The 25,904-nt window shown below is 59.4% G+C and carries 22 protein-coding genes; 14 read left to right on the top strand and 8 right to left on the bottom strand.

All coding sequences use genetic code 11. The features are described from left to right. The first annotated feature begins 95 nt into the window (after positions 1-95). Entirely contained in the window at positions 96-1,061 is a 966-nt protein-coding gene (locus ACQ4N7_RS02155) for a DUF362 domain-containing protein (protein WP_430709971.1), read from the top strand. A 66-nt stretch (positions 1,062-1,127) separates the two neighbouring features. Here ACQ4N7_RS02155 and ACQ4N7_RS02150 read toward each other — a convergent pair whose 3' ends face one another. Then, complete coding sequence (locus ACQ4N7_RS02150) at positions 1,128-2,483, bottom strand: S41 family peptidase (RefSeq protein WP_430709970.1); 1,356 nt, start codon at positions 2,481-2,483, stop codon at positions 1,128-1,130. Between the two features lie 419 nt (positions 2,484-2,902). Next, positions 2,903-3,880: a hydroxymethylbilane synthase gene (gene hemC, locus ACQ4N7_RS02145; RefSeq protein WP_430709969.1), complete on the bottom strand. Its 978-nt coding sequence runs from the start codon at positions 3,878-3,880 to the stop codon at positions 2,903-2,905. Positions 3,881-4,078: 198 nt separating this feature from the next. Between hemC and ACQ4N7_RS02140 the strand changes: the two genes are divergently transcribed. The 6 genes from ACQ4N7_RS02140 (at position 4,079) to ACQ4N7_RS02115 (ending at position 8,392) form a co-directional block, all read left to right on the top strand. Further along, on the top strand, positions 4,079-5,341 hold the full coding sequence (locus ACQ4N7_RS02140; RefSeq protein ID WP_430709968.1) for a hypothetical protein: 1,263 nt from the start codon (positions 4,079-4,081) through the stop codon (positions 5,339-5,341). Then, positions 5,341-5,649, top strand: a complete 309-nt coding sequence (locus ACQ4N7_RS02135) for a TIGR03792 family protein (RefSeq protein ID WP_430709967.1) — start codon at positions 5,341-5,343, stop codon at positions 5,647-5,649. The genes ACQ4N7_RS02140 and ACQ4N7_RS02135 overlap by 1 nt, the downstream gene beginning before the upstream one ends. A 97-nt stretch (positions 5,650-5,746) precedes the next feature. After that, positions 5,747-6,583 carry a hypothetical protein gene (locus ACQ4N7_RS02130; RefSeq protein ID WP_430709966.1) on the top strand — a complete coding sequence of 279 codons (837 nt, stop codon included), beginning with the start codon at positions 5,747-5,749 and terminating at the stop codon, positions 6,581-6,583. 244 nt (positions 6,584-6,827) lie between these two features. Further along, the gene (locus ACQ4N7_RS02125; protein ID WP_430709965.1) at positions 6,828-7,457 is read left to right on the top strand and encodes a flavin reductase family protein; all 630 of its coding nucleotides are present in this window, start codon (positions 6,828-6,830) and stop codon (positions 7,455-7,457) included. A gap of 36 nt (positions 7,458-7,493) precedes the next feature. Beyond that, the gene (locus ACQ4N7_RS02120; protein WP_430709964.1) at positions 7,494-7,664 is read left to right on the top strand and encodes a hypothetical protein; all 171 of its coding nucleotides are present in this window, start codon (positions 7,494-7,496) and stop codon (positions 7,662-7,664) included. A 20-nt stretch (positions 7,665-7,684) separates the two neighbouring features. Next, positions 7,685-8,392: a hypothetical protein gene (locus tag ACQ4N7_RS02115; protein ID WP_430709963.1), complete on the top strand. Its 708-nt coding sequence runs from the start codon at positions 7,685-7,687 to the stop codon at positions 8,390-8,392. Here ACQ4N7_RS02115 and ACQ4N7_RS02110 read toward each other — a convergent pair. The 3 genes from ACQ4N7_RS02110 to ACQ4N7_RS02100 form a co-directional block, all read right to left on the bottom strand. Further along, on the bottom strand, positions 8,389-8,670 hold the full coding sequence (locus ACQ4N7_RS02110; RefSeq protein WP_430709962.1) for a YiaA/YiaB family inner membrane protein: 282 nt from the start codon (positions 8,668-8,670) through the stop codon (positions 8,389-8,391). The two genes, ACQ4N7_RS02115 and ACQ4N7_RS02110, sit on opposite strands and share 4 nt — an antisense overlap. Positions 8,671-8,942: 272 nt before the next feature. Then, positions 8,943-11,174: a PhoX family protein gene (locus ACQ4N7_RS02105; protein ID WP_430709961.1), complete on the bottom strand. Its 2,232-nt coding sequence runs from the start codon at positions 11,172-11,174 to the stop codon at positions 8,943-8,945. Between the two features lie 566 nt (positions 11,175-11,740). Further along, on the bottom strand, positions 11,741-11,929 hold the full coding sequence (locus tag ACQ4N7_RS02100) for a hypothetical protein (RefSeq protein WP_430709960.1): 189 nt from the start codon (positions 11,927-11,929) through the stop codon (positions 11,741-11,743). Between the two features lie 8 nt (positions 11,930-11,937). On the opposite strand from ACQ4N7_RS02100, the gene ACQ4N7_RS02095 reads away from it, so the two are divergent. From ACQ4N7_RS02095 to bchB, 5 genes are all read left to right on the top strand, one after another. Continuing rightward, positions 11,938-15,618 (top strand): response regulator, encoded by a 3,681-nt coding sequence (locus ACQ4N7_RS02095; protein WP_430709959.1) that lies wholly within the window; start codon positions 11,938-11,940, stop codon positions 15,616-15,618. Positions 15,619-15,760: 142 nt separating this feature from the next. Continuing rightward, complete coding sequence (locus ACQ4N7_RS02090; RefSeq protein WP_430709958.1) at positions 15,761-16,585, top strand: CheR family methyltransferase; 825 nt, start codon at positions 15,761-15,763, stop codon at positions 16,583-16,585. After that, positions 16,585-17,157, top strand: coding sequence for a chemotaxis protein CheB (locus tag ACQ4N7_RS02085; protein WP_430709957.1), 573 nt, complete (start codon positions 16,585-16,587; stop codon positions 17,155-17,157). Before ACQ4N7_RS02090 ends, ACQ4N7_RS02085 begins: the two co-directional genes overlap by 1 nt. A gap of 2 nt (positions 17,158-17,159) precedes the next feature. Further along, the gene (locus ACQ4N7_RS02080; RefSeq protein ID WP_430709956.1) at positions 17,160-19,319 is read left to right on the top strand and encodes a response regulator; all 2,160 of its coding nucleotides are present in this window, start codon (positions 17,160-17,162) and stop codon (positions 19,317-19,319) included. A 208-nt stretch (positions 19,320-19,527) separates the two neighbouring features. Beyond that, complete coding sequence (gene bchB, locus ACQ4N7_RS02075) at positions 19,528-21,057, top strand: ferredoxin:protochlorophyllide reductase (ATP-dependent) subunit B (RefSeq protein ID WP_430709955.1); 1,530 nt, start codon at positions 19,528-19,530, stop codon at positions 21,055-21,057. Positions 21,058-21,234: 177 nt separating this feature from the next. Here bchB and ACQ4N7_RS02070 read toward each other — a convergent pair whose 3' ends face one another. Next, positions 21,235-21,768 (bottom strand): hypothetical protein, encoded by a 534-nt coding sequence (locus tag ACQ4N7_RS02070; RefSeq protein WP_430709954.1) that lies wholly within the window; start codon positions 21,766-21,768, stop codon positions 21,235-21,237. Positions 21,769-22,066: 298 nt separating this feature from the next. Between ACQ4N7_RS02070 and ACQ4N7_RS02065 the strand changes: the two genes are divergently transcribed. Continuing rightward, positions 22,067-22,684: a hypothetical protein gene (locus ACQ4N7_RS02065; protein WP_430709953.1), complete on the top strand. Its 618-nt coding sequence runs from the start codon at positions 22,067-22,069 to the stop codon at positions 22,682-22,684. Positions 22,685-22,773: 89 nt separating this feature from the next. On the opposite strand, the gene ACQ4N7_RS02060 is transcribed toward ACQ4N7_RS02065, so the two are convergent. Further along, positions 22,774-24,036 (bottom strand): glycosyltransferase, encoded by a 1,263-nt coding sequence (locus ACQ4N7_RS02060; RefSeq protein WP_430710064.1) that lies wholly within the window; start codon positions 24,034-24,036, stop codon positions 22,774-22,776. Positions 24,037-24,340: 304 nt separating this feature from the next. Between ACQ4N7_RS02060 and ACQ4N7_RS02055 the strand changes: the two genes are divergently transcribed. Then, the gene (locus tag ACQ4N7_RS02055) at positions 24,341-24,472 is read left to right on the top strand and encodes a hypothetical protein (protein ID WP_430709952.1); all 132 of its coding nucleotides are present in this window, start codon (positions 24,341-24,343) and stop codon (positions 24,470-24,472) included. A 133-nt stretch (positions 24,473-24,605) separates the two neighbouring features. On the opposite strand, the gene ACQ4N7_RS02050 is transcribed toward ACQ4N7_RS02055, so the two are convergent. Next, positions 24,606-25,781 carry a quinone-dependent dihydroorotate dehydrogenase gene (locus tag ACQ4N7_RS02050; protein WP_430709951.1) on the bottom strand — a complete coding sequence of 392 codons (1,176 nt, stop codon included), beginning with the start codon at positions 25,779-25,781 and terminating at the stop codon, positions 24,606-24,608. Positions 25,782-25,904: the final 123 nt, after the last annotated feature.

The following is a 25,904-nucleotide window of genomic DNA, read 5'->3' as shown; positions in this document are numbered from 1 at the left end:
TCGACTCCGCTCAGGGATCATCACTCATCCACCCTCCCACCCCACCCCCATCCGCGTTATTCTCCAAACAGACCTTATTTCCCCTGGAGACTATCATGGCGGTGCCCGTTAGCCTTGTGCGTGCCCAGTCTTACGATCGCAGCAATCTGGCGCGGTCGCTCACTCAAGTCCTAGAGCCGCTGGGGGGCATGACGGCCTATGTCAAACCGGGCGATCGCGTGCTGCTCAAGCCCAACCTGCTGACCGGCTCTCGGCCCACCCAAGAATGCACGACCCGGCCTGAGCTGGTCTACGCCGTGGCCCAGCAAGTGCAGGCCGCTGGCGGCCATCCTTTTTTGGGCGATAGCCCCGCCTTTGGCAGCGCCTATGGAGTAGCCAAGGCCAACGGTCTACTGCCCCTGGCCCAGGCACTCGACCTGCCTATCGTGGAGCTACACGGCCACCGCTACCCCACCGACAACCCTGAGTTTGACCATCTGCGCCTCTCGAAAGAAGCGATGGAGGCCGATGTGGTGATCAACCTGCCCAAAGTCAAATCTCATGTGCAGCTTACCCTGACCCTGGGGGTGAAGAATCTGTTTGGCTGCGTACCCGGCAAAATGAAGGCCTGGTGGCACATGGAGGCGGGTAAAGACGTGCAGCGCTTTGGCACCATGCTGGTCGAAACCGCCCGCCTGATCGACCCCGAACTCACGATTGTCGATGGCATTGTCGGCCACGAGGGCAATGGCCCCAGCGGCGGCGAACCAAGGGAGTTGGGGGTTCTGGGCGCTTCTGGTAACGTGTTTGCCCTCGATCGCGCCCTGGTAGCGGTGCTGGGGGTCGATCCCCTGACGGTGCCCACCGTAGCTCAGTCGCTGCGCCTACAAGCCTGCCCCCATTGGGACGAAATCACCTTTCCGCTGCTGACTCCCGACGAGGTGCGGGTGGCCGACTGGCAGCTCCCCGCCGAACTGGTGCCGATTGATTTTGGCCTGCCTCGGGTGGTGCAGTCAACCTTCAAGCACCTCTACATTCGCTTTATCAAAGAGCCTATGGCCGCCTACGCCGGACGGCTGTAGGGGCTAGGGGCATTGCATGCAATGCCCCTACAAACCGGATGTAACCAGATCGGAATTCGGTACTACCTATTCCGCTGGCTCTAGGCGGCCCAAGCGGCTGGCACCGGTAGTGGCCGGTTGCCCCTGGTTGGCCAGGATGGTTTGCTCTAGCACCTCGGCGGCGCGGAGGTACTGGGTGTCAGCCTCGGTGCCGAGCAGGGCGGGGTTGCTGAACAGCTCGCGGCGCTGGCGATCGCTCAGGCCGACCTCGACATCGGGAGTAATGCCCCGGCTGCTGATATCAGTGCCGTTGGGAGTGTAGTAGTGGGCCACGGTAACGGTGAGGCCAGAGCCATCGGTGAGACCGTGCAGCGACTGCACCAGGGCTTTGCCGTAGGTGGTGTTGCCGACGACGGTGGCGCGATTGTTGTCCCGCAGAGCACCAGTCAAAATTTCGCTGGAGCTGGCCGACCTGCCGTCTACCAGCACCGTGAGCGGCAGATCGGTCAGTGCGGTGCGGTTGGCCGAAATCGCCTCATCGTTACCGCTGCGATCGAGGGTGCGCACAATGGGGCCGTGCTGTAGCCACATACGGCTAATGTCAATGCTGGCCAGCAGTAGCCCACCGGGGTTGCCGCGCAGGTCGAGCACAAACCCTTCCACCCCGGCATCGCTCAAACTGCGAATGGCCTCAGCCATCTGCTCGGCGGCGTGGGCGTTGAACTCAATCAGGCGAATGTAGCCAATAGGGCGACCGCCAACCGTTTTTTGAGAGTATTCAACGGTGGGCAAATCCATTAGGGCGCGGGTCAAGATAACGGTGCGTTGCCCGCCGCCGTCGCGAGAGATGGTCAGCGTTACCTGAGACCCCTCGTTGCCCCGCAGCTGTTGCAGCACCCCCTCAGCGGTAAGGCGCTCGGTGCTTTGGCCATCGACCAGCAAAATGCGATCGCCCGTTACAATGCCCGACTGCTCTGCCGGTGAACCAGGAGCCACGCTGGTGACCAGCACCGCCCCGGTTTGACTGTTGCGCTCCAGCTGCACCCCAATACCCGAAACCTCCCCGGAGGTTTGGTCGGTAAGGTCGGCATACTCTACGGGCGACAAAAACCGGGTGTAGGGGTCGTTGAGTCGCCGCAGCGCCGTCCGCAGCGCACCGTAGGCGGCATCTTGAGAGGTGTACTCCCGACTTAACAAGTCCTGGCGCACGGCCTGCCAGTCGAGCTGATTAAAGCTGTTGTCGACGTATTCCCGATTGATAATCTGCCAGGCTTCATCAATGACAACCTTAGGACTGTCTTCATACTCCGTCAGCGGGGTGGCGGCTAGGCTCATCTCTGCCGCCACGGAGGCCAAAGCCAGCGGCGCTAGGGCCAGTATGGAGGGTCGTAGCAAAGACAAAAGTTGGGAAACAGGAGGCCTGGGAAAAAGGGAAGTCAACATTGTAGGAATACCAGCCTGGGCAGGGGAGGAAGGCAAGTTGAGGACCATATGCACCGGCCAACCTTGGCCTATTGTGACCGATGCTCTATTGCTTTGGACAGACACAGAGACTACTTTTGGTGATTTTAGGCTTTTCTTTAGTTCAGCTGGGTAAACAAGGCCAATTTTCAAACTGTCCCCCCGGTAGCTAGTTCAGCGTCGCCCGACCCAACCCACAGGCTTACCCAGGGCTCTCGGCACCTGCTGATCGTCCTGGCTCCAGCGCACTAGCGAGTGGCAGACCTAGAGTGCGCCATCAATGCAGGCCAAAATCCTCAGGAATCGGGCATGGCCATCCCAATTTCAAAAACCAGGCTGTGGGCTGCGGCGACTGCTTTTGGAGCCGTCACGCAGCTGATGAATAAGCGTCTCAAGCGCCCCTAGGCTCGGTTGGTGGCGTTGATTTCGTCCAGAATAGCCTGGGCTCCCTCCGCCCGCAGGTGCTGGGCCAGCTCGGTTCCGAGCGCCTCAGCCGTGGTCGTTGGCCCCTGCACGGTGTTTTTGATCACTCGCTGGCCGTCGAGACTGGCCACCAGCCCGGTCAGGGTCAGGGTATCGCCCTCCAGGGTTGTGTTGACGCCAATGGGCACCTGACAGCCCCCCTCTAGCTCGCGCAAAAAGGCGCGTTCGGCCAGACAGCGGGCGGTGGTGGGCGCATCGGAGAGGACGCTCAGCAGCTTGAGAATTTCGGCGTCGCCGGTGCGGCACTCAATGCCCAGGGCTCCCTGGCCAACGGCGTGGAGGGAGATGTCGGCGGGCAAAATTTCGTGGATGCGATCGCCCATATCCATGCGCTGGAGGCCAGCTACCGCCAGAATAATGCCGTCGTAGCCGCCCTCGTCGAGCTTACGCAGGCGAGTGTTGAGGTTGCCGCGAATGTCTTTAAAGGTCAGGTGCGGGTAGTGGTGGCGTAGCTGAGCCAGTCGCCGCAGCGACGAGGTGCCAATCACCGCGCCCTCGGGCAGGGTGGCCAGGGTTTTGTCTTTATTCTTTTCGTGCACGACCAGGGCATCGGCGGGGTCTTCGCGCTCGGTGATGCAGCCCAGCATCAGCCCCTCGGGCAGGCGGGTCGGCAGATCTTTCAACGAGTGCACGGCAAAATCGCTGTCGCCCCGCAGCATGGTGTCTTCGAGCTCTTGGGTAAACAGGCCCTTATCGCCAATTTTGGAGAGCGAGACATCGAGCACCTTGTCACCCTGAGTCTCCATGGTGACAATTTCGAAGGTGAGTTCGGGGAAGTGCCGCTGGAGTTCATCCCGTACCCAGTGGGTTTGAATCAGCGCCAGCTGGCTCTTGCGAGACACGATGCGAACGGTGCGCTGGGGGGTCGAAACAGTCGGGGATGCGGTGGAGTGCATAGTCTGAAACGAGGCTTGCAAAGGGGTTGGTGATGGCTCTAGACAGGACGATTTAACCGCCGTCGAATCTCCAGGTTACAGGATGGTGGCTACCGCTATGGTGGGTCTCTGGGAGATGTTAAGGGGTTGTCACATTAGGGCGCTGGCGGCGTTTATGATAGGTGAGCAGCTTGGGAAAGATCGTTGCCCCGTCAGTTTTTGAAACCCCAATTTTGGCTTTGCGAGGGTACGCTGCAGCGCTCCCTACGGTGCCCTCTGCAGCGCTTAGGGGGGCCGCTGATCCTAGCGATCGCGCTCACCCTCGGCACCGCGCCCCAGGCGCTGGCCCAGGCCCTGCCGCCAGCGGTGCGCTTTCCCTTTTTGGCCGACCCGCTGCAAGACGACCTCCTCGACCCGCTGCTGCCTCGGCCCACTGTGTCGCGCCCCCCCAGCCCGCTGGAGCTGTACGCTCTAGAGCAAGCGCTCGATCAGCTGGCCCTGGAGGCCGAAGCCCTGGCCGGGGCAGGGGAGCTAGAGCAGGCCCGCGACATCTGGCGGCGGGAGATTCGCCTGCGCCGACTGCTGGGGGTTGAGCCCGAGCTAGCGGCCATTAACCGGGTGGGGCAGTGGCTGCGCGACAGCACCGCCACTCAAGATCTGCAGCTCTACGCCGTGCGGCTCGACGAAATTCGCGCCGATCTGGTGCTGCCAGAAGACCGCGAGCGGCTGGAGCGCCTGGCCGAGACCTATGTCGTATTGGGCGCGATCGACGCCGCCGCCGACATTCGCCGCGACCTGGCCGATGCGGCTAGACTGGCCGACAACACCGCCGACTACCGCCGCCAGCTCGAAATCTTGGCCGCGCTGCGATCGGAGTGGTTCTACTTTCCAGCCGCCGCTGAGGCCTATGGTGAGCTGGTGGCGCTGAACCAGGTTGAGGCTAACCCCGACGACGAACGGCGCTACCTGACCCTTGAGGCCGAGAACCTGGAGCAGGCGCAGGATTTTGCCGGGGCGATCGCCCTGCAGCAGCGCCTGCTGACCCTTTACCAGAGCGACGAGAGCCTGTGGCCAGAAATTGCCCCCCTGCAGCAGCGAGTGGCCCAAAACTACCTCGCTTTGGGGGACGTAGCTACCGCCGCGCGTCAGTTTCAGGTGGCCTACACCAACGCCATCGACCTGGAGCAGTTTGAAATCGCCGCCAATGCCATCAACGACCTAGCCAACGTCTATAAAAGCCTGGGCCGCTGGGCCGATGTCGGCTACCTCTACGAACAGCTGCTGGTGGTTGCCCAGCAGTCACACAGCGCGTTTACCATGATGGCGGCCTACGACGAGCTGGGTCAGGTGCATGAGCAGCTGGGGGCAACCCCCTCAGCCCTGGCGGCCTACCGCGAGGGGCTGGTGCTGGCGCGGGTGCTGGGCACTCGTCAGGCCTACTTTGAAGCTCAAATTGCCCGCTTAACGAAGGATGCAACCTGATGGTGATTGAATGGCTGACCTTCGCGGTCGCCCCCGAAAACCGAGAAAACTTCATTCGCCTGGACAACGACATTTGGACGGCGGCCCTGAGCCAGTATCCCGGCTTTATTTCTAAGGAAGTGTGGATTTCGCCTGACTTGCACGACCAGGTGGTGTTTATGGTGCGCTGGCAAACCCGCGAGCAGTGGAAGTCGATTCCCCAGGAGGAGCTAGACGCCGTTGAGCAACAGTTTGACGAGGCGGTTGAGTTTGATTACCGCATGATCGACGCCCGCGAGTACCAGGTGCGGCGCTATCCTGCGACCTGAACAAGCGAATAGTGAGCCCAGAGCTGGATGGACGTGGGTGACGTTGGCTGCGATCGCATCCGGGCACTCTAAGCGCCATAGCATTCTGTCGCACGGCATGGTCCTAAACTTTCGACAACCGCTGCACTGGGGCACTGGGGCAATTTTGCTGGGCTTAGTTGAGGTGGGCGGGGCGATCGCGCTTCCGGCGCAGGCCCAGGTAGGCCCATCTGCTGAGCTGCCCTCCGGCTATTGGCAAGCCGTTGAGGATGCCAGAACGCCAGAACCCAACGAAGTCTTTAGCGACCTGACCGCCATTACGCGCCACAACAGCGCCCTCACCTGGAACGAGCAGGGCCATGTCCTGGTTGCGACCTGGGCTGACTGGGTGGGCTATAGCCAGAATGTGGGCAGTCAGCTAATCGTGACCCGCGATGTCTGGGTTACAGCCGTCCCCGACTTGCAGCGTTTTTGCCAAGCCTATACCCCAACGCCAGACATTCCTTTGGCGGCTCGCCTGGGCCAGGTACTCGGTTTGCCGCCCGAACCCGCCGATCGATCGGCCCAGCGCCAGGTAGTTGAGATCTGGGTCGATCCACAATTTCTTTTTCGCCCTAGCCCCGACCCCGAAATTAGCGACCATGAGGCCGAGCTGAGCTTCCGCACCGCCAGCGAATTTATCGCGGTGCCGATCGCCTACCAGCACTGGTTTTATGCCCAGTACGACCAGCGCTACCAGCACCAGGGCCAGCCGATCGCCATCGGCGCAGCCCCCAGCGCCATACCCTACCCCTGGACTCAGCTGGGCTATACCTATGACTGGGGCAGTAGCGCCGACTGGGCCACGCTTGATCGCGATCGCCCAGACGATGTTGGCCTCAGCGAATTTGTCATTCGGCAGTGGTCACCGATTGCAGTGCGGGCGGCGCACCCGACCGATGACTACTGCCGATAGGGGACAAGGCTCAAGTAGTGCCGCTGCGCGGAGTGCGCAGTGCAAAGTTCAAAATGAAAGTTCAAAATGAAAATTGTTAGCGCACCAGGGTTTCCGGGTTCCTAACGGCAGGCTTAGTTCTGCTTTGCTGTATTCGTCACCGTTAAAAGGAGGGGGGCTAACGCAAATTATGGCTCAGCCTCGGCCACACTCGGCGAAACGTGGCAGAATTCGTGGCATTGCCCACACTTATCCCTAGCCCCCAATGGAAATTGACCCAGAGCTGTTAGACCCCTCAACGCGCTACAAGCTGCTGATTGGCAGCGTTGTGCCCCGCCCGATCGCCTTTGTCTCCAGCCTGTCGCCCGAGGGCGTGGTCAACCTGGCTCCTTTTTCTTACTTCAATGCCGTGGGCCACAAACCCCTGGCGCTAATGTTTAGCGTTAGCCGCAAGCCCGACGGCAGCGATAAAGACACCCTGCGCAACGTGCGCCCGCCTGGCGAGGGCGGCACTGGGGAATACGTGATTAATTTGGCGATCGCGTCCTATGCCCACCAGGTGGCCGAATGTGCCGAGCCCTTGCCCTACGGCGAGTCAGAGTTTGACTACGTCAACCTATCTACGGCCCCCAGCCGCGTCATTCAGCCGCCTCGGGTAGCGGAGTCGCCGGTTGCCTTTGAGTGCCGCACCCTGCAAGTTGTGCCGGTGGGCGAGTTCTCGATGGTGATTGGTCAGGTGGTGCACCTGTTTGTGCGCGACGACGTGCTGGGCGAGAACAACCGCATCGACTCTGACAAACTGGGGGCCATTGGGCGGATGGCGGGCTATGAGTACTGCCACACGGGCGATCGCTTTGAGATTCCCAACGGCTTTCCTAAGCAACCCGAGGTCTAATGCGATGATGGTGGGCGATAAACTAGAGGGCGACCGATGGGCGACGGGAGCGAGCAAGACTGGGGCAGCGGCGGCGATCGCTCTGCCGCTTCCGGGTCCGCGATGTGCTCAAGCACGGCAGACGCCCGGTCAAGATCGCTGGCTCACTGCTTGAATGTGAAGCACTGGCAGCCTTTGAGCGCTTCTTCTGAACCTGACTATCTCTAAAATTAGCCACCGTAGGGTTTATGGATTTTTTCAAATTTGCGCTGGGGCCTTACGAGTTCTTTGCCGCAATTATTGGGGGCGTACCCCTCATCCTGGCGATTTTCTTGCTCTACAACCCGGCAGTTAGCCTGCAAGAGTTTGCTGGCCTAGCGCAAACTATCTCTCTTCAAGTGGTAATTGCCCTGGCGTTTGCCAGCTATCTCTTGGGTGGTCTGGCGCAGGGCGTGACCTGGAAGTTCTTTCTGGCCCTCTGCAACTTGTTCGATCGCGACCTGCACTATTTCCCCGCCGAAGTTCTTTTAGATAGAGGCGAATGGCTACAGGGGCTGGCCAAAGATATTGACCCCAAAACCCTCGATTTTGAGAGCCGCTTACTGCTGTTGCTGCACGACAAAGTCGGCATGCCTAAGAAGATGAATCATCTCTATTCAAGGGTTTGTTCTTATTTGAAAGAAAATAATAGACCCTCACTAATTACCGCAGACTTGTATCAGGCCACCCACATCATGTACCGCAACATCTCGTTTGGGCTGCTGATCCTGAGCGGGGTGTTTCTGGTCAACATTCTCCGCGTTGGAGCGGCATCCTTTGAGCAAGTGGCGCTGTTTTTGGCGGCCTTTGGGCTATCCTACGTTGCGTTTATTCGCGCAGTATCGTTTAAGCGGTGGCACTCCAGGGAGGTTTTGCTAGGGTTTTACTTTGCTGTCTGCGCCGAGCGATCGCCCTAGCGCAGCGGGTGGTGGTCAGCCAGCAGTTTTTCGACCTTGGCCTCATCAATGCGAGCCGTCACCTGCTTGGCCTCGTGCAGGTCGCGCACGGTCTTCGACAGGCTGGCGGTCGAGCCCAGCGCGAACATGGTGCCCATGCCCATGTAGCCCTTCACCCAGGCATCGACCGGCAGGCAAAAAATGCCCAGCGACAGGCTGCCCACCGATAGCACAAAGGCGATCCAGGTCTGCACAACCCAGGCCTGGCTATGGCTAGATGGCGGCTGAATAGAACTCATAAGTTTGATTCCTCAGTGAACGTGGCTGCATCAACCCTAGGCGAGAAATTGACCGCAGGGCCAAGGAGAGAGACAGTTGCGCAAATGCCCCAGGGATGGCGAGGCAATTTCCCGGTTTTGTCGGCAATCCCTACTGCCAGCCTGTAGACAGTTGAGAGGGCTATCCCATAGAACTCAATCCAAGATTCAGGGCTTGGTGTCGCCCAAAAAAGGAGCCCAAGCTTAGCTCAGGCTCCGGTTAATCCGACAATCGTTAATCTGAGAACCGCCGCCTAGACCGCAATTCTGCCGCCGTCGTTGCGGGTAATGACCACCGTGGCCGATCGCGGTCGGGCGCTACCGCCGTCGGGCCAGTGGCTGGTGAACTGGGCTGGGTCTGTTACCGACTCGCTATTTTCGCCAGGGTGCTGAATATTGACGAACAGCACCTTGCCGTCGGGCGACTCGGTAATGCCGGTAATTTCGCAGTCGCGCGGCCCCACCAAAAATCGGCTGAGCACCGCAGGGCTAGCGGGTTGGCCCACGTAGGTCTTCACCTGCTGGTCGGCATCGCCATTGATGGGCACCGCCTTGTTGGTCACCATCTTGGCTTCGCCGTCGCCTACGGTACCCGGCAGGGCCGCCAGCATCATGCAGTTGGTGGTGTCGGTGTAGTAGCCGTCGTCGGTCTGTAGCCACAGCAGACCGGGCACCGCCTCGCTAAAGTACAGGCCATCGGGGCTGGAGAAGTCATTCTCACCAGTCAGCCCCGACAGGTTAACGTCGGCCTCGGCGTTGGCCTTGGCCCCAAACAGGTAGACATCCCAGTTAAAGCTGGTGGCGGCGTGGTTGGCCTCGGCCTCGCGCCAGCGAATCACGTGGCCGTTGACGTTGCCCTTGCTGACGCTCTCGCCCTTGGCATCGGCGTAGTAGCGGGGGTTGGCGGCATTGAGGGGGGTCTTGACGCCGCGCCCGCTGCTGCTCGATACGTTGTTGGTCAGGGTGAGGTAGACATCGCCATTTACCGGGTTCACCCCGCCCCACTCGGGTCGATCCATCTTGGTGGCCCCAGCGGCATCGGCGGCAATGCGGGCGTTGATCAGCACGTCGGCCTGGTCGGCGAAGTCGTAGTCGGCATAGTTGGCGATCGCCGGGTTATCCAGGGTCAGGGGCAGCCATTCGCCCGTGCCGTCGTCGTTAAACTTGGCGGCGTACAGGGTGCCAGCATCCAGGTACTTGTCTCCGGCAGCCATACCTCGGTTAGCATCGCGCGGATCCCACTTAGCGGCAGAGACAAACTTGTAGGTGTACTCGTTGCGAGAATCGTCGCCCGAGTAAAACACCAGCGGCTGCCCGGCTACGGCGGGGGCAGGCCAGCAGCCCTCGTGGGCAAAGCGACCGATCGCGGTGCGCTTTTGGGGCATGGCGTTGGGGTTGAAGGGGTCGATTTCTACCACCCAGCCAAAGGTGTTGGCGACGTTGCGAAAGTCCTGGTTGGCGCGGCTGGCGGTTTTGCTGGCGTCCCAGCGCTTGTAGAGGTCAGTGTTGCCCGCGGCCTCGACCCGCGACCAGTTGTAGCGACCTGAGGTTTCGTTGCCAATGCCGTAGCGCTTGAAAGCAGCGACTTCCTTAGCGGTACGCACGGCGTCGTCTTCGCGGCGGTTGAAGTATCCGGCCCAGTTTTCTTCACAGGTGAGGTAGGTGCCCCAGGGCGTGTAGCCATTGGCGCAGTTGTTGATGGTGCCACGGGTGCGCTCACCGCTGGGCGAAAAGGCCGTGGCCATCATGGGGCTGCGGCGGGCCGGGCCGCTGATCTGGCAGGGGGTAGCGGCGGTAACGCGGCGGTTCAAGCGCGAGTCGCGGTTGATCTGGTAGGTCGAGCCCTGCTTGACCACTTCTACAACGGTCACACCGTGGGCGGCTACTTCTTTATCGACCTCGATCGCGGGGCGGGCCTCGGTGCTCTCCGCACCGTAGTTGGTTGGCCCGTTGGGATGCACAAAGCCCAGGTCTTCACAGACTTCGTGGTTGATGGCGAGCAGGGCGCGATCGCTGCCGCTGGGGTCCCAGCCGTTGCCCGCCCGGTTTAGGCCAAAGTAGTGCATGGCGTCGTGGTGGTCGCCCGCCCGCAGGTCAAAGTCGCTGTCGGTGCCGTCATTTTTGTAGGGGGTGACGTTGCTCTTGATCGGGTCGCCTGTGGCCAGCAGCACGCGGGCCGTGTAGCCCTCGGGCACAACCAGGGTATCGGCAATGCTTTTGGCCACGGGGTTAAAGCTGAGGCGCAGGCCGGTTGAAGCTTTGGCCGCCTGCCCAGTCTGCTTAGCCGAGTCGGCCGCAAACGCCAGGCCGGTTCCCAGCAGGGTGGCAGCAGCCAGAGATGAACTGCCCTTTAAAAACCCCCGCCGACCCAGGCGAGCGCGAGCCATCACCTGATTAAAGGAGTCGTTGCTGGAGGTGTTATGACTCTCATCCTCAGTATTGATAACTTTCTTGAGAATGGTGCGGAAGTTTTGGTTTCTTGTCATAGCAAAGCCAGCTGTAAGCTCTTTAGGTTTTCCAGAGAATAATATGAGACTGAGGTAAGGAAAGCTTTAATAGCCGATTAGCGATTATTTAAGGAGCGATGAAGAAACGACAAAACTACGGCTAAATCCTGGCATTCAGCCGCCCTAGGTCGTCAGGGTGAACCAGCACTGGCGCGTTTTTAGCTGGGCCAGAAAGGGGGCGATCGACACGATAAGACTTGGACTCAACACCACAGTCCACCGTTTGAACCAATCCGCAGGGGCAATGGCAGTCAAATGTTCTAAGTTTTGTAGTTAATCTCGCCCCTGACTATAACACTCTGCAACTGGCAGCGACATGAACAAATACCAGGCTCCATTATTGCGCTTTTTGTTAGCAAAAAAGCCGTTTTATAGCGACGATCGCCATAGCCCTTGAGCCAAAAAAGTAGGCTTAACCTAACTCAAGTTGCGAGTGGTCTAAAGAATTAAAAGATAATTTATTTCAAACCAAGTTCACACAATTAATGTTGCGTGATTGATGTTGCGCGATCGCTCAAAAAATTGCGCCAAATTAGCCCAGTTGATTAGCTTATAGGGCTTAAAACCCTGGCCGCATGCTCGCGGCACCAGTCGCCGCCAGGCCAGAACGGTAGCTGCCCCAGTGCCCCCTGTAGACCGGGCTCGGCCTGCCCCTCAGCGATCGCCCCAGCGACAGCAGCAGCACCAGGACGGCTCCCGCTGGGGTAAGATTTTGGTTGCGTCAGCTCATCCATGAAACTCCATGCTAAACCGCTTCAAAATTGGCACCCGAATTGGCGCTGGGTTTGCGCTAGGGCTGACGATCCTAACGCTGCTGGGGGCCGTTGCCTATCGCACTACCACCAGCCTCATTCGCAATGCTGAGCGAGAGAAGACGTCGTACCAGGTGCTGGGCTACCTCGATGAGCTAGAGGCTGAGCTAGCCAACGCCGAAACCGGGCAGCGAGGCTATTTAATTACCGGGCAGGCCCAATATCTAGAACCCTACAATCAGGCTGTCGCTCAGGTCGATGCTTTGTACGACGCGCTGGGCCAGCTCACCCGCGACGACCCTGCTGTATACGACCGTCTGGTAGAACTCAGGCCGCTCATCGACGCCCGCATGGACAGGTTGCGGGAGGGCATTCAGCGCCGCAATACCGGCGGGTTTGCGGCAGCGCAAGCGTTTGTCTTGACCGATCAGGGGCGACAGCTGATGCAGCAGCTCCGCGAGCAGATCACCGCGCTGAGGATAGAAGAAGAGGACCTGCTGCAGGAGCGGGCCGAGCAGGCGCAGCTGGCAGCTCGGCAGACGCTCTACACAATCGGCTTTGGCATTCCGGCCTCGTTTATTTTGCTAACGCTGGTGGGCTGGGCGCTGTCGCGCAACATCTCTCGCCCCCTGCGGGAGCTTTCCGATACGGCTGAGCGGCTGGCGGCGGGCGATCTGTCACTCGATTTACCCGAGAGCACCTCCCAGGATGAAACCGGCACGCTGACCCGCACCTTTAACCAGATGGTGACCAACCTGCGGCAGACCATTCGAGCCAACGAAGAGCAGCGCTGGCTGAAGTCTAACCTGGCCGATCTATCGCAGCAGATGCAGGGACAGCGCAGCCTCGAAACCCTGGCCAGCCTGGTGCTGACCTACATTGCTCCGCTGGTCGAGGCGCAGCAGGGGCTTTTGTACATGATGGATGCCGACAGCGACCCACCCCGGCTCAGGCTGCTCAGCAGCTATGCCTACCAGGAGCGCAAACACCTCTCGAACGAGTTTGCCCTGGGCGAGGGGCTGGTGGGGCAGTGTGCCCTAGAACAGCAGCGCATTTTGCTGACCGAGGTACCCGGAGATTACATCCGCATTCGCTCAGGCCTGGGCGCTGCGCCACCGCTCAATATCGTGGTGCTGCCGGTGATGTTTGAGCACCAAATTCAAGGGGTGATCGAGCTGGCCTCGTTTCAGCGGTTTACCGACCTGCAGCTCACCTTTTTAGAAGAGGCCAGCGGGGTGGCGGGGGTCATGATCAATGCGATCGCCGCCTACCTGCAAACCCAGCATTTGCTGGAAAAATCGCAGATTTTGACCGAAGAGCTGCGCCAGCAGCAGGAAGAACTGCTGCACAGCAACCAGCTGCTGGAAGAGCGCACCCAGTCGCTACAGGAGTCAGAATACATTCTGCAGCAGCAGCAGGAAGAGCTACAGCAGTCGAACGAAGAACTGCAGCAGCAGCAGGAAGAACTGCAGCAGTCGAACGAAGAGCTACAGCAGCTCAACGAAGAAATGGAAGAAAAAGCCGAGCTGCTCGAAACCCAGAAGCAGCAGGTCGAGCGCAAGAACCAAGAGATTGAGCTGGCCCGCCAGGCGCTCGAAGATCAGGCGGCTCAGCTGGCCCAGTCATCGCGCTACAAGTCAGAATTTTTGGCCAACATGTCCCACGAGCTGCGCACGCCGCTCAACAGCCTGCTGATTTTGGCCCAGATGCTCAGCACCAACAGCGACGGCAACCTGACCGAGAAACAGGTTGAGTACAGCCGCACGATTCACGCCGCCGGGGCCGATCTGCTCGATCTGATCAACGACATTCTCGACATGGCCAAAATCGAGTCGGGCACAATGCAGGTGTCGGTCGAGTCGCTGCCCTTTACGGCCATTCAGATGGAGCTGACCCGCACCTTTGAGCCGCTGGCGGCTAGCAAAGGACTGCAGTTTGAGATTGTGCTCAACGACGCGCTGCCCCCCAGCCTCTCAACCGACCCCAGGCGGCTGCAGCAAATTCTCAAAAACCTGCTCTCTAACGCCATCAAATTTACCGATCGCGGCGAAGTTACCGTACACATCTCCCCGGTTAACGATGGCCAGGTGGCCTTTGCGGTCAGCGATACCGGCATTGGCATTGCGCCCGAAAAACAGCAGACTATTTTTGGCGCGTTTCAGCAGGCCGACGGCACCACCAGCCGCAAGTATGGCGGCACCGGCCTGGGGTTGTCGATCAGCCTGCAGCTGGCTCAGCTGCTCGGCGGTGCCCTAGAGCTGCAAAGTCAGCCCGATCGCGGCAGCACGTTTACCCTCCGCCTGCCCCTGCACTACGTGCCCCCTACCCCCGATGAGCCGACGTCGCCTGTGCCAGCGGCTCTGCCCACCGCCCCCGCACCGCCGCCGGTCGTGCCGGTGGTCGATCGCCTGGAGCGATCGCTGCCGCCCTTGCCCGACAGCCTGACGGACGACCGGGCCCAGGTACAGGCCGATGGCAACGCCCCTGGGAAAGCCTCTGATCAGGTCTTGCTAGTGATTGAGGATGACCCCAACTTCGCCCGCATTTTGCTCGATATGGCGCGGGGGCAGGGGTTTAAGGTGCTGGTGGCCCTTGAGGGCCAGACCGGGCTGGCGATGGCGCAGCGGTTTGTGCCCAACGCCATTACCCTCGACATGCACCTGCCCGATATAGACGGTTTGGCCGTGCTGGAGCAGCTGAAGCACGACCCCATGACGCGCCACATTCCGGTCCACGTGATGACGGTGAATGACCAGCAGCAGCGGGAATTTCAGATGGGGGCGATCGCCCATATTCAAAAACCCGTGGCCCCCGAAGTGCTGACGCAAACCCTGCTCGACATCAAGCAGTTTGTGGAGCGGCGGGTGCGCTATCTGCTGGTGATCGAAGACGACCCAAACCAGGCCCAGAGCATTATTGAGCTGATTGGCGGCCCGGAGGTGACCAGTACCGCCGTACACACGGGGGCGGCAGCCCTGGCGGCGCTGCGATCGCAGCCCTGCGACTGCATCGTGCTCGATCTGGGCCTGCCCGATATGAACGGCTTTGACCTGATCGAGCAGATCAAGCAGGACCCGGCACTGGGGCGGCTGCCGATCATTGTCTACACCGGCAAAGACCTGACCGAGGCCGAAGAAACCCAGCTGCGCCGCCTGGCCGAAACCATCATTATTAAAGATGTGCGATCGCCCGAGCGACTGCTGGATGAAACCGCGCTGTTTTTACACCGCGTGCAGGCCAATTTACCCCCCAGTCAGCAGCAAATGCTGGAGCGCCTGCAGCAGAGCGATCCGGCCCTGGCGGGCAAAAAGGTGCTGATTGTCGATGACGATGTGCGCAACGTGTTTGCCCTCACCAGCCTGCTCGAACAGTACGACATGGACGTGGTGTTTGCCGAAAATGGCCGCGACGGCCTCAAAACCCTGCAGGCCAACCCCGATGTCGGCCTGGTGCTGATGGATGTAATGATGCCCGAGCTGGACGGCTACGAAACAACCCGCCTGATCCGCCAGCAGGAGCAGTTTCGATCGCTGCCGATTATTGCCCTCACCGCCAAGGCCATGCAGGGCGATCGCGAAAAGTGCATTGAGGCCGGGGCCTCCGACTACATCACCAAGCCCATCGACACCGAGCAGCTCCTCACCCTGCTGCGCCTGTGGCTGTACACCTAATTGCGGCCTAAAATCCTCTGTTTGGAATACAGCTTAGCCCAAGGATTAAGCGACAATAGATCTTAAGCACGATGGGTTTTGGCTTAAACCTGTGCATCGCACTACGCCTTTAAACGTTGCTCGAACAAACTGTGCAGGATCAGTGGGTATCTTAAAACCAGACGATGTGGATATTCACTTGCTAATTGAGGGGCTATATCATCGGTATGGCTACGATTTTCGTAACTATGCCAAGGCCTCTCTCAAACGCCGCATTCACAACTTTTTGAAGGCTGAACGGCTCTCCAGCGTGCCCGAACTCCAGGCTCAAATGCTGAGCGATCGCGCCTGCGCCGATCGCCTGCTGCTGGGGCTCACGGTCAATACCACGGCCATGTTTCGCGACCCCAGCTTTTATGTTGCCTTTCGGCAGCAGGTGGTGCCGCTGCTGCGCACCTACCCCTTCTTTCGGATCTGGCACGCGGGCTGCTCTACCGGACAAGAAGTGTATTCGATGGCCATCCTTCTGCAGGAAGCAGGGCTCTATCATCGCTGCCGCATCTACGCCACCGATGCCAACGACAAAGTTTTACAGACGGCCAGGCAGGGCATTTACCCGTATAAGCAGATGCAGGAATATACGCATCTATATCTAAAAGCAGGCGGCCAGCGCACCTTTTCTGAGTACTACACGGCCCACTACAACAACGCTATGCTGCGGCCTTTTTTGCGCGAGAGAATTGTCTTTGGCGAGCACAATCTCGTCACCGACGGGTCCTTCAATGAATTCAACGTGATTATCTGCCGCAACGTGCTGATTTACTTTAACCAGACGCTGCAAGACCAGGTGCATGAGCTGTTCTACAACAGCCTGTGTAAATTTGGCATTCTTGGCTTAGGCAAGCAAGAAACTATTCGCTTTACCAAGTATGAAACCGCCTACGACGATCTGGCCAAAGCTGAAAAGCTATACAGGAGGCGGAGTTAGTGGCTTACGAACTGATCGCCATAGGCACCTCCTTAGGGGGGTTGTCAGCTTTAAAAACTTTGCTAAGATCGCTGCCTACAGCGTTTCCGGCTGCTTTAGCGATCGTTCAACACCGCCACAAGGAGTCTGATCAGGGCCTGAGTTCTTTTCTGCAAAAGTTTACGGTTTTGCCTGTGCATGAAGTCGAAGACAAAGAGCGTATCCAGCCTGGCCACGTTTATTTTGCCCCCCCTGACTATCATCTGCTGGTAGAATATGGGTATTTTTCGCTCTCTGTCGATGAGCCGGTTTGCTACGCGCGCCCGTCAATTGATGTGTTGCTAGAGTCGGCCTCAGATGTCTATAACGAGCGAGTGATTGGCGTTCTTTTGACGGGGGCCAATCATGACGGGGTGCAGGGGTTATTGTCGCTCAGAGCGCGGGGGGGAACGACAATTGTGCAAGCGCCAGACACCGCAGAAAGCCCAATTTTGCCTGAGGCGGCGATCGCCGCCGTCAACGTTGACTGGGTTTTGCCGCTGGCCGATATTGCGCCTCGCCTCATTCACCTTTGCGCCGCAGCGGGAGTCTAGGCATGCCAACCGAATCTCCGGTCAACATTCTGCTAGTGGATGATCAGCCCGAAAACCTGGTGGCGCTGGAGGCTATTTTGGGTGATTTGGGAGCCAATCTGGTCAAGTCAACCTCGGGTAAAGAAGCGCTGCGCTGCCTGCTACAGGATGACTTTGCGTTGATTTTGCTAGACGTGCAAATGCCTCAAATGGATGGCTTTGAGGTGGCGACTTTAATTCGGCGGCGACCGCGATCGCAGGATACCCCAATTATCTTTTTGACCGCCTTTAGCAGCAGCGAACAATTTATGTTTAAGGGCTACGCCCTGGGCGCGGTTGACTATCTAATTAAGCCCATTGCGCCCAACGTTTTGCTGTCGAAGGTGGCCATTTTTATTGAGCTATTTAAAAAGACTGAGGCGCTGCGCCAAAAAACAGAAATCCTGCAGCGCCAGACCACCCAGCTTGAGGCGATCAACACCGAACTGCAAACCAGCGAAGAACGGTTTCGCCTGCTCAGCAGCTGTTCTCCCGTAGGCGTATTTGTCACCGATACCGAGGGCCGCTGCGTTTACACCAATCCGCGTTTTCAAACGATTTGTCAGGGTGCTGCAACGACCTCAGAGTCAACTGACGGGGCGAGATTGGGCTCAGGTTCTGGCCAGAGCTGGTTAGACTCGGTCTACCCCGACGACCTGGCGGCGGCGCGATCGACCTGGGCCGCCTACCTGCAAAACGGGCAAAACGACTACGCGCAGGAGTTTCGGCTGCGGCCCAGCGGCGAGGTAGAGCGCTGGGCCGCCGTTCGCTCGGCTCGGATGGTGTCTGAGCAAAAAACCTTTTTGGGCTACGTCGGCACCGTTGAAGACATTACCGAGCGCAAGCAGGCCGAAGCCGCCAATGCCCAGGTCATTCGCGAGCAGGCGGCCCGCAAAGAAGCCGAAACCGCCAACCGCATGAAAGATGATTTCATTGCGGTGCTGTCTCACGAGTTGCGCACGCCGCTCAACTCGATTTTGGGCTGGGCCAATCTGCTGCAGGCGGGCAAGCTAGACCCGCAAAAAGTCGAGTACGCCATCGACACCATTGAGCGCAACGCCCTGGCCCAAAAACAGCTGATTGAAGACATTCTGGATGTTTCACAGATTGTGCGGGGCAAGCTACAGCTGCACCGTCTGCCGGTAGACCTGGTTGCAGTTGCTCAAACGGCCCTAGAAACGGTAAGACCCGCCGCAACGGCCAAGGCGATCGCCCTGACAACCAATTTTCACGACTGCGATCGCCTGGAGGTGACAGGCGATGCCCTGCGGCTGCAGCAGGTGATCTGGAACTTGCTCACCAACGCGATCAAGTTTACTCCCGACCAGGGGCGAGTCGATATTCGTCTCTCGGTGGTGGCCAGTCTGCCCAAAGAAAGGCTGATCACCAGCACCTGCGCTGAGCATGGCCCTAGCGATGGGGCTCCGGCCTATGCCCAGCTGCGCGTCACCGATACCGGCCTGGGCATTGCCGCCGACTTTTTGCCGCACATCTTCGATCGCTTTCGGCAGGCCGACAGCAGCATTACGCGCTCCCAGGGGGGCCTGGGGCTGGGGCTGGCGATCGTGCATCACCTGGTCGAGCAGCACCAGGGCTGCGTTTGGGCCGAAAGTGCTGGCCTCAACCAGGGGGCCGCCTTTACCGTTGCCCTGCCGCTGGCGCAGTCGACCTCGCCGTCGCCGCCTGCCCCCAGCCTGCTGCCCGACGAACCCTCGACCCACGCCCTCGACGGGCTGCCTATTTTGGTGGTTGAAGATGACACCGACACCCGCGACCTGCTCGCCTTTCTGCTAGAGACGCAGGGGGCGGTGGTCACGACGACGGCCTCGGCCAAAGAAGGGCTGCACCTGGTCAACTCAATGCGGCCCGCCGTTTTGCTGTGCGACATCAGCATGCCCGACATGGATGGCTATACGCTGGTGCAGACCATTCGCACCCAGCTATCCGCCCCCCAGGCCAACATTCCGGCGATCGCCATTACGGCCCACGCTCGCCTTTCTGACCAGGCCCAGGCGCTCTCTAACGGGTTTCAAAGCCACCTGCCCAAACCCATTGAGGCCGAAACGCTAGTGCGCACAATTTTGCAGGTCACCCGTTCAGCGCGTGACCTCTCCAAACCGGGGTCAGCGCAAACCGTAGATTAAGAGACTTGTTTTGGGCTCTGACCGGTAGCTCGACTTGTTTATCTCGCAGTCGGCAACCCGGTTTCTACCGCCAGGTAAAGAATTTTCTCAGAGCCCCCCATCTACCCGCTGCGTTAGCGACAATTTAAACCGATGGGTCACCGGCCTGCGCGGCTCAGGGTGTTTCGGCAAACTCACGCTGACCACCGCCACCAAGGAGACTCACCCGATGAAACTGGCCTACTGGATGTATGCCGGCCCGGCGCATATTGGCACCCTGCGCATCGCCAGCTCGTTTAAAAACGTGCACGCGATCATGCACGCGCCCTTGGGAGACGACTATTTCAATGTCATGCGATCGATGCTGGAGCGGGAGCGCGATTTTACCCCCGTCACCGCCAGCATTGTCGATCGCAATGTTTTAGCGCGCGGCTCCCAAGAAAAGGTGGTCGACAACATCGTGCGCAAAGACAAAGAAGAGCGCCCCGACCTGATTGTGCTCACCCCCACCTGCACCTCCAGCATTTTGCAGGAGGATCTGGCCAACTTTGTGCAGCGAGCCAGCCTCGATGCCCAGAGCGATGTGCTGCTGGCCGATGTCAACCACTACCGCGTCAACGAGCTGCAGGCCGCCGATCGCACCCTCCAGCAAATTGTGCAGTTCTACACGGCCAAAGCCCGCAAGCAAGGCACTCTGCCCGAGGGCAAAACCGAGAAACCTTCGGTCAATATTATCGGCCTTACCACCCTGGGCTTCCACAACAACCACGACTGCCGCGAGCTGCGCACCCTGATGGCCCAGCTTGGCATTGAGGTCAACCTGGTCATGCCCGACGGGGCCAGCGTCCACGACATCCAGAACATGGGCCGAGCCTGGTTTAACCTGGTGCCCTACCGCGAAGTGGGGCCGCTGACGGCGGAGTATCTGAAAGAAGAATTTGACATGCCCTACGTCGACATCACCCCCATGGGCATTGTCGAAACCGCCCGCTGCATTCGCGCTATTCAGGCGGTGCTGAACGCACAGGGGGCCAATGTCAACTACGACGAGTTCATCGACGAGCAGACCCGGTTTGTGTCTCAGGCGGCCTGGTTTTCGCGATCGATCGACTGTCAAAACCTGACCGGCAAAAAGGCGGTCGTATTTGGCGACAGCACCCATGCCGCCGCCATGACCAAAATTCTGGCGCGGGAGATGGGCATTCACGTAGTGCTGGCGGGTACCTATTGCAAGTACGATGCCGACTGGTTCACCGCCGAGGTGGGCGAGTACTGCGACGAGATTTTGGTCAGCGAAGACAATGGCGAAATCGGCGATCGCATTGCCCAGCTTGAGCCCGCCGCCATCTTCGGCACCCAGATGGAGCGCCACGTGGGCAAGCGACTGGATATTCCATGCGGCGTAATTGCCGCCCCTATCCACATTCAAAACTTCCCGGTGGGGTATCGCCCGTTCATGGGCTACGAAGGGGCCAACCAGATCGTCGATCTGGTGTACAACTCCTTCACCCTGGGCATGGAAGACCACCTGCTGGAGTTCTTTGGCGGCCACGATACCAAAGAGGTACTGACCAAAACCATGAGCGCCGACGCCGCTGGTCTCGACTGGAGCACCGACGGCCTGGCGGAGCTGCAAAAAATTCCTGGTTTTGTGCGCGGCAAAGTGAAGCGCAACACCGAGAAGTTTGCCCAGTCCCAGGGCATCAACAGTATCACCGCCGAGGTGCTCTACGCCGCCAAGGAGGCCGTTGGAGCGTAGGGTTCGACTTCGCTCACCCACCGAGTTATCGGTAGGTGAGCGGAGCAAAACCGCCGAAGATGCCGTCGACCCGATAGGTGAGCGGAGTCGAACGGTAGGTGAGCGGAGTCGAACGGTAGGTGAGCGGAGTCGAACGGTAGGTGAGCGGAGTCGAACGGTAGGTGAGCGGAGTCGAACCTAGCTGCCCTGGCAGCCAATCCAGGTGCCCTGGTCTTCATAGACAAAGGGAGAGCCCGTCTCGCAGAGCACCGAAACAGCGCTCTGGGGACCGGGGATAGTAACTTGAGAGACCGTACCGCCTACAGGGCTGGGTACATCAGACAGCTCAGGCTCGGTCAGGGTAGACTCTAGTGCTGCGGTGTCGTCAGGGGTAGTGGTTTCGCAGCCCACCCAGTCCATGCCCGTATCGCTGTAGGCAAAGGGCACAAACCCCTCCTGATCACAGGTGACGAGCACCGCACTCTCGGGGCCGGGCAGTCTGAGCTGTTTTACGGTACCGCCAGCAGGGCTTTCGACATCGCCAAAAAATACGTCAATAGTAGCGCCGGGTGCTTCGGTAGCGGGGGTCTCGGTCTCAGGGGCGTCTGGATCCAAAACTTCAACTGGGGTAGTGCAGCCCACTGCCCCAACCAGGCAGAGCGCCGCGGCGACGCCCAGGCGACCCCAGGTCGCTACAGACACTTGAGTACCGGGTAGACGAAAAAAAGCCATAGCGAAACTACCTATTGAAGGAACATTTTTCAGCATTGAGCATTATAAACACTCCTGCGGCAGGTTTCTTAAGTTGCTAAAGGTAGATTTTGGGTCAACTTACTGCTTTTTTGCCCAAAATTCTTGGTTATCGCGGCGGGGTTGGGGCCGACTTGGCGCTGCGCTCTCCGTTTGGGTAGTGCAAATGTGAGCCGAATAGCGGCTAGCTGCGACCGGGCGATCGCAACGTTTCATGACTCGGCGGCAGTGTCCACTGGCTCCGGCGACCTATCATGGCACTACTGCTGTTTGTCGAGCGATGTCCCAGGCCGACTTTACTCCTCCCCCACCCGCCAAGGGCGGCAATACGGCTAAATGGCTAGCGGCGGGCTGTGGCGGCTGCCTGGGGCTAACGGTGCTGGCTGGGTTAGCTCTGGCGTTTTTTATCAACCGCACGCTGCGGTTCGCCGTTGGCCCTGACCAGCCCCCTAGCGAAACTGAAGAGCTGTTTACCTACGCCATTCCTGGCGAGAGCCAGAGCATTTTTAACCTGGGTCTGTTTGGTCTACAGGTGACTCAGGTAGCCAGTACCGACTCGCCGCCGTCGATCTTGCTGACGATGGGGCAGCTGCCCAGCTACCTGCAGGATCGCCGGTCGCAGCAAACCTTTGTCGAGCAGTTTCAAGACAGCGTTTCGACCCAGGGCAACTACCAGCTCAGTGAGCCACAGCTAGAAGATCGCACGCTCTGCGGCCAGCCCGTATCAGTAGCGATACAGTCGGGAAGCTTTACCCAGGGGACGACAACCTACGACGCCGCTAGCCTGCTAACGTTTGTGGAGTACAACAACGACGCTCGCTTTGTGTGGGTGCTGGCCCACGGTGAAGCGCCCCAGACTACCGCTGAGCAGGTGTTTGCCACCCTCGACTGTCGTTGAAAGGCCGGTTTAAGGTACAAGGGTTTAAGGTCACAGGTAGAAGGTGTAAGGGATTGGCCTAAGACCCTACACCCCAAACCCTATACCCTCTATTTCACCTGAGTGACTCGCCAGCTCAGCTTCAGGTTGAGCCAAAAGTTCCAGAAGGTAACGATCGCGATCGCCACCAAATTGGCCAGGTAGGCCCAGCGCTGGCCAAACACCAGGTTGTAGACCACATTCAGCACCAGCACATTTAGCACCAGCCCCGCCAGACAGACCAGGTTGAACTTGAGCAAGCGCTTCAGCCGGGCCGACCAGCCCTTTTGCAGCTGGCTGACATCGGCAAAGGTCCAGGCGTCGTTCCAAATAAAGTTGTTGAGAATGGCGACCTCAGCCGCCACAATTTTGCTGCGGGTCAGGGGCAGACCCAGGGTACTGTGCAGCAGGTAGAGAATTACCATATCGACTACCACGCCGCTCAGCCCTACCAGGCCAAAGCGCACAAACCGCTGCATGGGGAAGCGCTGGTGCAGCCGAGACATGCGTCCCCCTAGCCGCAGCCGCAGCAGGTGATGAATATAGTCAACATACTGTCGCCAGGTGACTTTGCTAGCCCCCTCCTGGCGTTCCTGAAACACATAGCCCACCTCAGCGATGGTGTCGATGCTGCCGCGCCCCAGCACCTCCAGCAAAATTTTGTAGCCCTTGGGGTTGAGCAGCGGGCCTGCGATCGCCTCGCGCTGCACCATAAAATAGCCGCTCATAGGGTCACTCACCCGGCCCACCACTCGCGGCAGCAGCAGCAGCCCCACCGTCTGCGCCCCCCGCGACAGCACCCGCCGCATCAGGCTCCACTCGCTAACGCCGCCCCCCTCCACATGGCGGCTGCCCACCGCCAAATCGGCCCCCTGCTGAATGGCTTCGAGCAGCCCAATCAGCACCTCCGGCGGGTGCTGCAAATCAGCATCGATCACCCCCAAAATGCGGCCTCGGGCCACCTGCCAGCCGCGAATTACCGCCGAAGACAGGCCGCGCTCGTCCTGCCGCCGCAGCACTCGCAGCTGCGGGTAGGTCGCCTGTAGCTCCAGGGCCGTATTCCAGGTCAGGTCAGGGCTGTTGTCATCGACCACAATCAGCTCGTAGTCCTGGGGCAGGGCGCGATCGAGCAGCGCGGTCAGCCGTTCGACCAGAGGGCCAATGTTTCGACCTTCATTGTAGGTCGGTATGGTCAGCGATAGGGTCAGGGCTTGCAGCGCCGGGGCACCGTCCGCAGGGCTAGCGGTTACCTCAGGTGCCGCTGCGGCCAAAGGTAAAATCTGCAGGGGGCCGCTGGGGCAAGACTCAAGCTTTTGCAACTGGGATGGGGGAATTAGGGCCACGGCGCAACATACCAACGACTGCGGTAGCCTAAGCCGAAAGCGCCCTGTGAACTTAGCGCCGATGCCCAGACCCAACCGAAATTTTACACAGGCAACCATCCTACAGCAGGCAATCCCCCACCGTAAATAATGTCGTGCTCAGGCAGAAAGCGATCTAAGCAGGTTTCACAACATTCAAATTCTGTGCTAAAGATCGCGGATCACGCGGTAGGGGCAGAGAGTATACGCCCGAGCCAGCTCGGGCATAACTCACTCCATCGAATGTGCCCGGGGGAGGAGAGGGATAGCCATTGGGTTGCGTACTAACGGAGTACAAAAAACCTATGAGGAGAACCTGAAGCAGTACCGCCAGGAAAACCCCGACCAGGGTGGTGTTGTCGAAGGCGCTAAAGAACTGGTCGAAAAAATCACGCCCGGCCGCAAGTAGAAGGCATTGCCCCTAGTCCAGTGGGATAGGCGTCTCACCGTCCGCTTAGAACAGGCGAGATTTCTATCCCACCAGGCCACCAAAACTGACTAATTCACTGACTAATTTCATAGACACAAACTTGCCACCAGCCTCAGCGTGAAGGCCGCACATTAGCCAGATCATCGACCTGCGATCGATGACTCAGCCCCACAGCGGCGCTGATATTGGGCAGCTGGTGCTCCTCTAGCTTGGCTAGCAGCCCTTTCAGCACTCGCGGCACCATCCAGGGACCTTCGTAAACCCAGCCGGTGTAAACCTGAAGCAGCGCAGCTCCGGCGGTAATTTTCTCCCAAGCGTCAGCGGCGGTAAAGATGCCGCCCACCCCTACAATCGGCAAGCTGCCTCCGGTGCGCTGGTAGATATAGCGAATCACCTCAGTCGATCGCGGGCGCAGGGGAGCCCCACTAATGCCGCCCGCCTCGTCGGCAACCCGGTTGCCGGTCTGGAGCAGGGTTTGGGTTTTGAGCCTCTCTTTGGCGATCGTGGTGTTGGTGGCAATCATGCCCGCCAGCCCATGAGCCTGGGCCAGGTCGATCACAGCATCAATATCAGGCCAGGCCAGGTCGGGAGCAATTTTGACCAGCAGAGGTTTGCCAGCGCTATTCTCTGCCTGCAAGGCCGCCAGAATTGGGCCTAGCTGGTCGGCGGCCTGTAGCGACCTCAGCCCTGGCGTGTTGGGCGACGAAACATTCACCACAAAGTAGTCGCCGTAAGGATACAACCGCTGAAAGCTAGTTCGGTAGTCGTCAGCCGCATCGGCTAGCTCCGTGACTTTCGATTTGCCCAGGTTAATCCCGATTGGAATGCTGGGGCGATGGCTGGCCCAATAGGCGGCCAGGCGATCGGCCAGGGCCGCAGACCCTTGATTATTAAAGCCCATACGATTTAGCACCGCCTCATCCTGCAGCAGGCGAAACAGGCGGGGCTGGGGGTTGCCCGACTGAGGGTAGCAGGTGACTGTGCCCAGTTCGGCAAAGCCAAAACCTAGCAGGGGCCAGGCTAAAGCCGCAGTGCCATCTTTGTCGAAACCTGCCGCCAGACCCAGGGGGTTGGCAAAATCTAGCCCCCAGCAGGTTTGGGCCAAACGCGGGTCGCTAAAGCAAAACTGCTGCCGCAGCCACAGCCGGATGCGAGCCGCTAACGGCGATTGCCCCGGCTGCCCCAGCCAGGTCAGCAGGTTCATCGTGCGGTGGTGAAGAAATTCTGGGTCGAGCGTGACGCCACGAAACAGGAGGGGGCGCACCAGCTGGCGGTAAGGATCTTTCACAGACTGTAGTGGTGAATGCAAACGGCGGTCAGGGTAAACTGATATTCAGGCTAAAGGTACATTCTGGCTGCCAGCGGCCTTTGCGCCTTTGCCAATTATGGAGCACGCCAGGTGAGCACAGCG

The organism is Nodosilinea sp. AN01ver1 (assembly GCF_050565655.1).
In the GTDB taxonomy this organism is placed as follows: domain Bacteria; phylum Cyanobacteriota; class Cyanobacteriia; order Phormidesmidales; family Phormidesmidaceae; genus Nodosilinea.
This window is presented reverse-complemented; position numbering and strand designations above follow the sequence as displayed.

What these genes read in the sequence shown, in the direction of transcription:
- ACQ4N7_RS02155 (WP_430709971.1), top strand. Translation starts at nt 96, where the DNA reads ATGGCGGTGCCCGTTAGCCTTGTGCGTGCCCAGTCTTACGATCGCAGC.
- ACQ4N7_RS02150 (WP_430709970.1), bottom strand. Translation starts at nt 2,483, where the DNA reads ATGTTGACTTCCCTTTTTCCCAGGCCTCCTGTTTCCCAACTTTTGTCT.
- hemC (WP_430709969.1), bottom strand. Translation starts at nt 3,880, where the DNA reads ATGCACTCCACCGCATCCCCGACTGTTTCGACCCCCCAGCGCACCGTT.
- ACQ4N7_RS02135 (WP_430709967.1), top strand. Translation starts at nt 5,341, where the DNA reads ATGGTGATTGAATGGCTGACCTTCGCGGTCGCCCCCGAAAACCGAGAA.
- ACQ4N7_RS02130 (WP_430709966.1), top strand. Translation starts at nt 5,747, where the DNA reads ATGGTCCTAAACTTTCGACAACCGCTGCACTGGGGCACTGGGGCAATT.
- ACQ4N7_RS02125 (WP_430709965.1), top strand. Translation starts at nt 6,828, where the DNA reads ATGGAAATTGACCCAGAGCTGTTAGACCCCTCAACGCGCTACAAGCTG.
- ACQ4N7_RS02120 (WP_430709964.1), top strand. Translation starts at nt 7,494, where the DNA reads ATGGGCGACGGGAGCGAGCAAGACTGGGGCAGCGGCGGCGATCGCTCT.
- ACQ4N7_RS02115 (WP_430709963.1), top strand. Translation starts at nt 7,685, where the DNA reads ATGGATTTTTTCAAATTTGCGCTGGGGCCTTACGAGTTCTTTGCCGCA.
- ACQ4N7_RS02110 (WP_430709962.1), bottom strand. Translation starts at nt 8,670, where the DNA reads ATGAGTTCTATTCAGCCGCCATCTAGCCATAGCCAGGCCTGGGTTGTG.
- ACQ4N7_RS02105 (WP_430709961.1), bottom strand. Translation starts at nt 11,174, where the DNA reads ATGACAAGAAACCAAAACTTCCGCACCATTCTCAAGAAAGTTATCAAT.
- ACQ4N7_RS02100 (WP_430709960.1), bottom strand. Translation starts at nt 11,929, where the DNA reads ATGGATGAGCTGACGCAACCAAAATCTTACCCCAGCGGGAGCCGTCCT.
- ACQ4N7_RS02095 (WP_430709959.1), top strand. Translation starts at nt 11,938, where the DNA reads ATGCTAAACCGCTTCAAAATTGGCACCCGAATTGGCGCTGGGTTTGCG.
- ACQ4N7_RS02080 (WP_430709956.1), top strand. Translation starts at nt 17,160, where the DNA reads ATGCCAACCGAATCTCCGGTCAACATTCTGCTAGTGGATGATCAGCCC.
- bchB (WP_430709955.1), top strand. Translation starts at nt 19,528, where the DNA reads ATGAAACTGGCCTACTGGATGTATGCCGGCCCGGCGCATATTGGCACC.
- ACQ4N7_RS02070 (WP_430709954.1), bottom strand. Translation starts at nt 21,768, where the DNA reads ATGGCTTTTTTTCGTCTACCCGGTACTCAAGTGTCTGTAGCGACCTGG.
- ACQ4N7_RS02065 (WP_430709953.1), top strand. Translation starts at nt 22,067, where the DNA reads ATGTCCCAGGCCGACTTTACTCCTCCCCCACCCGCCAAGGGCGGCAAT.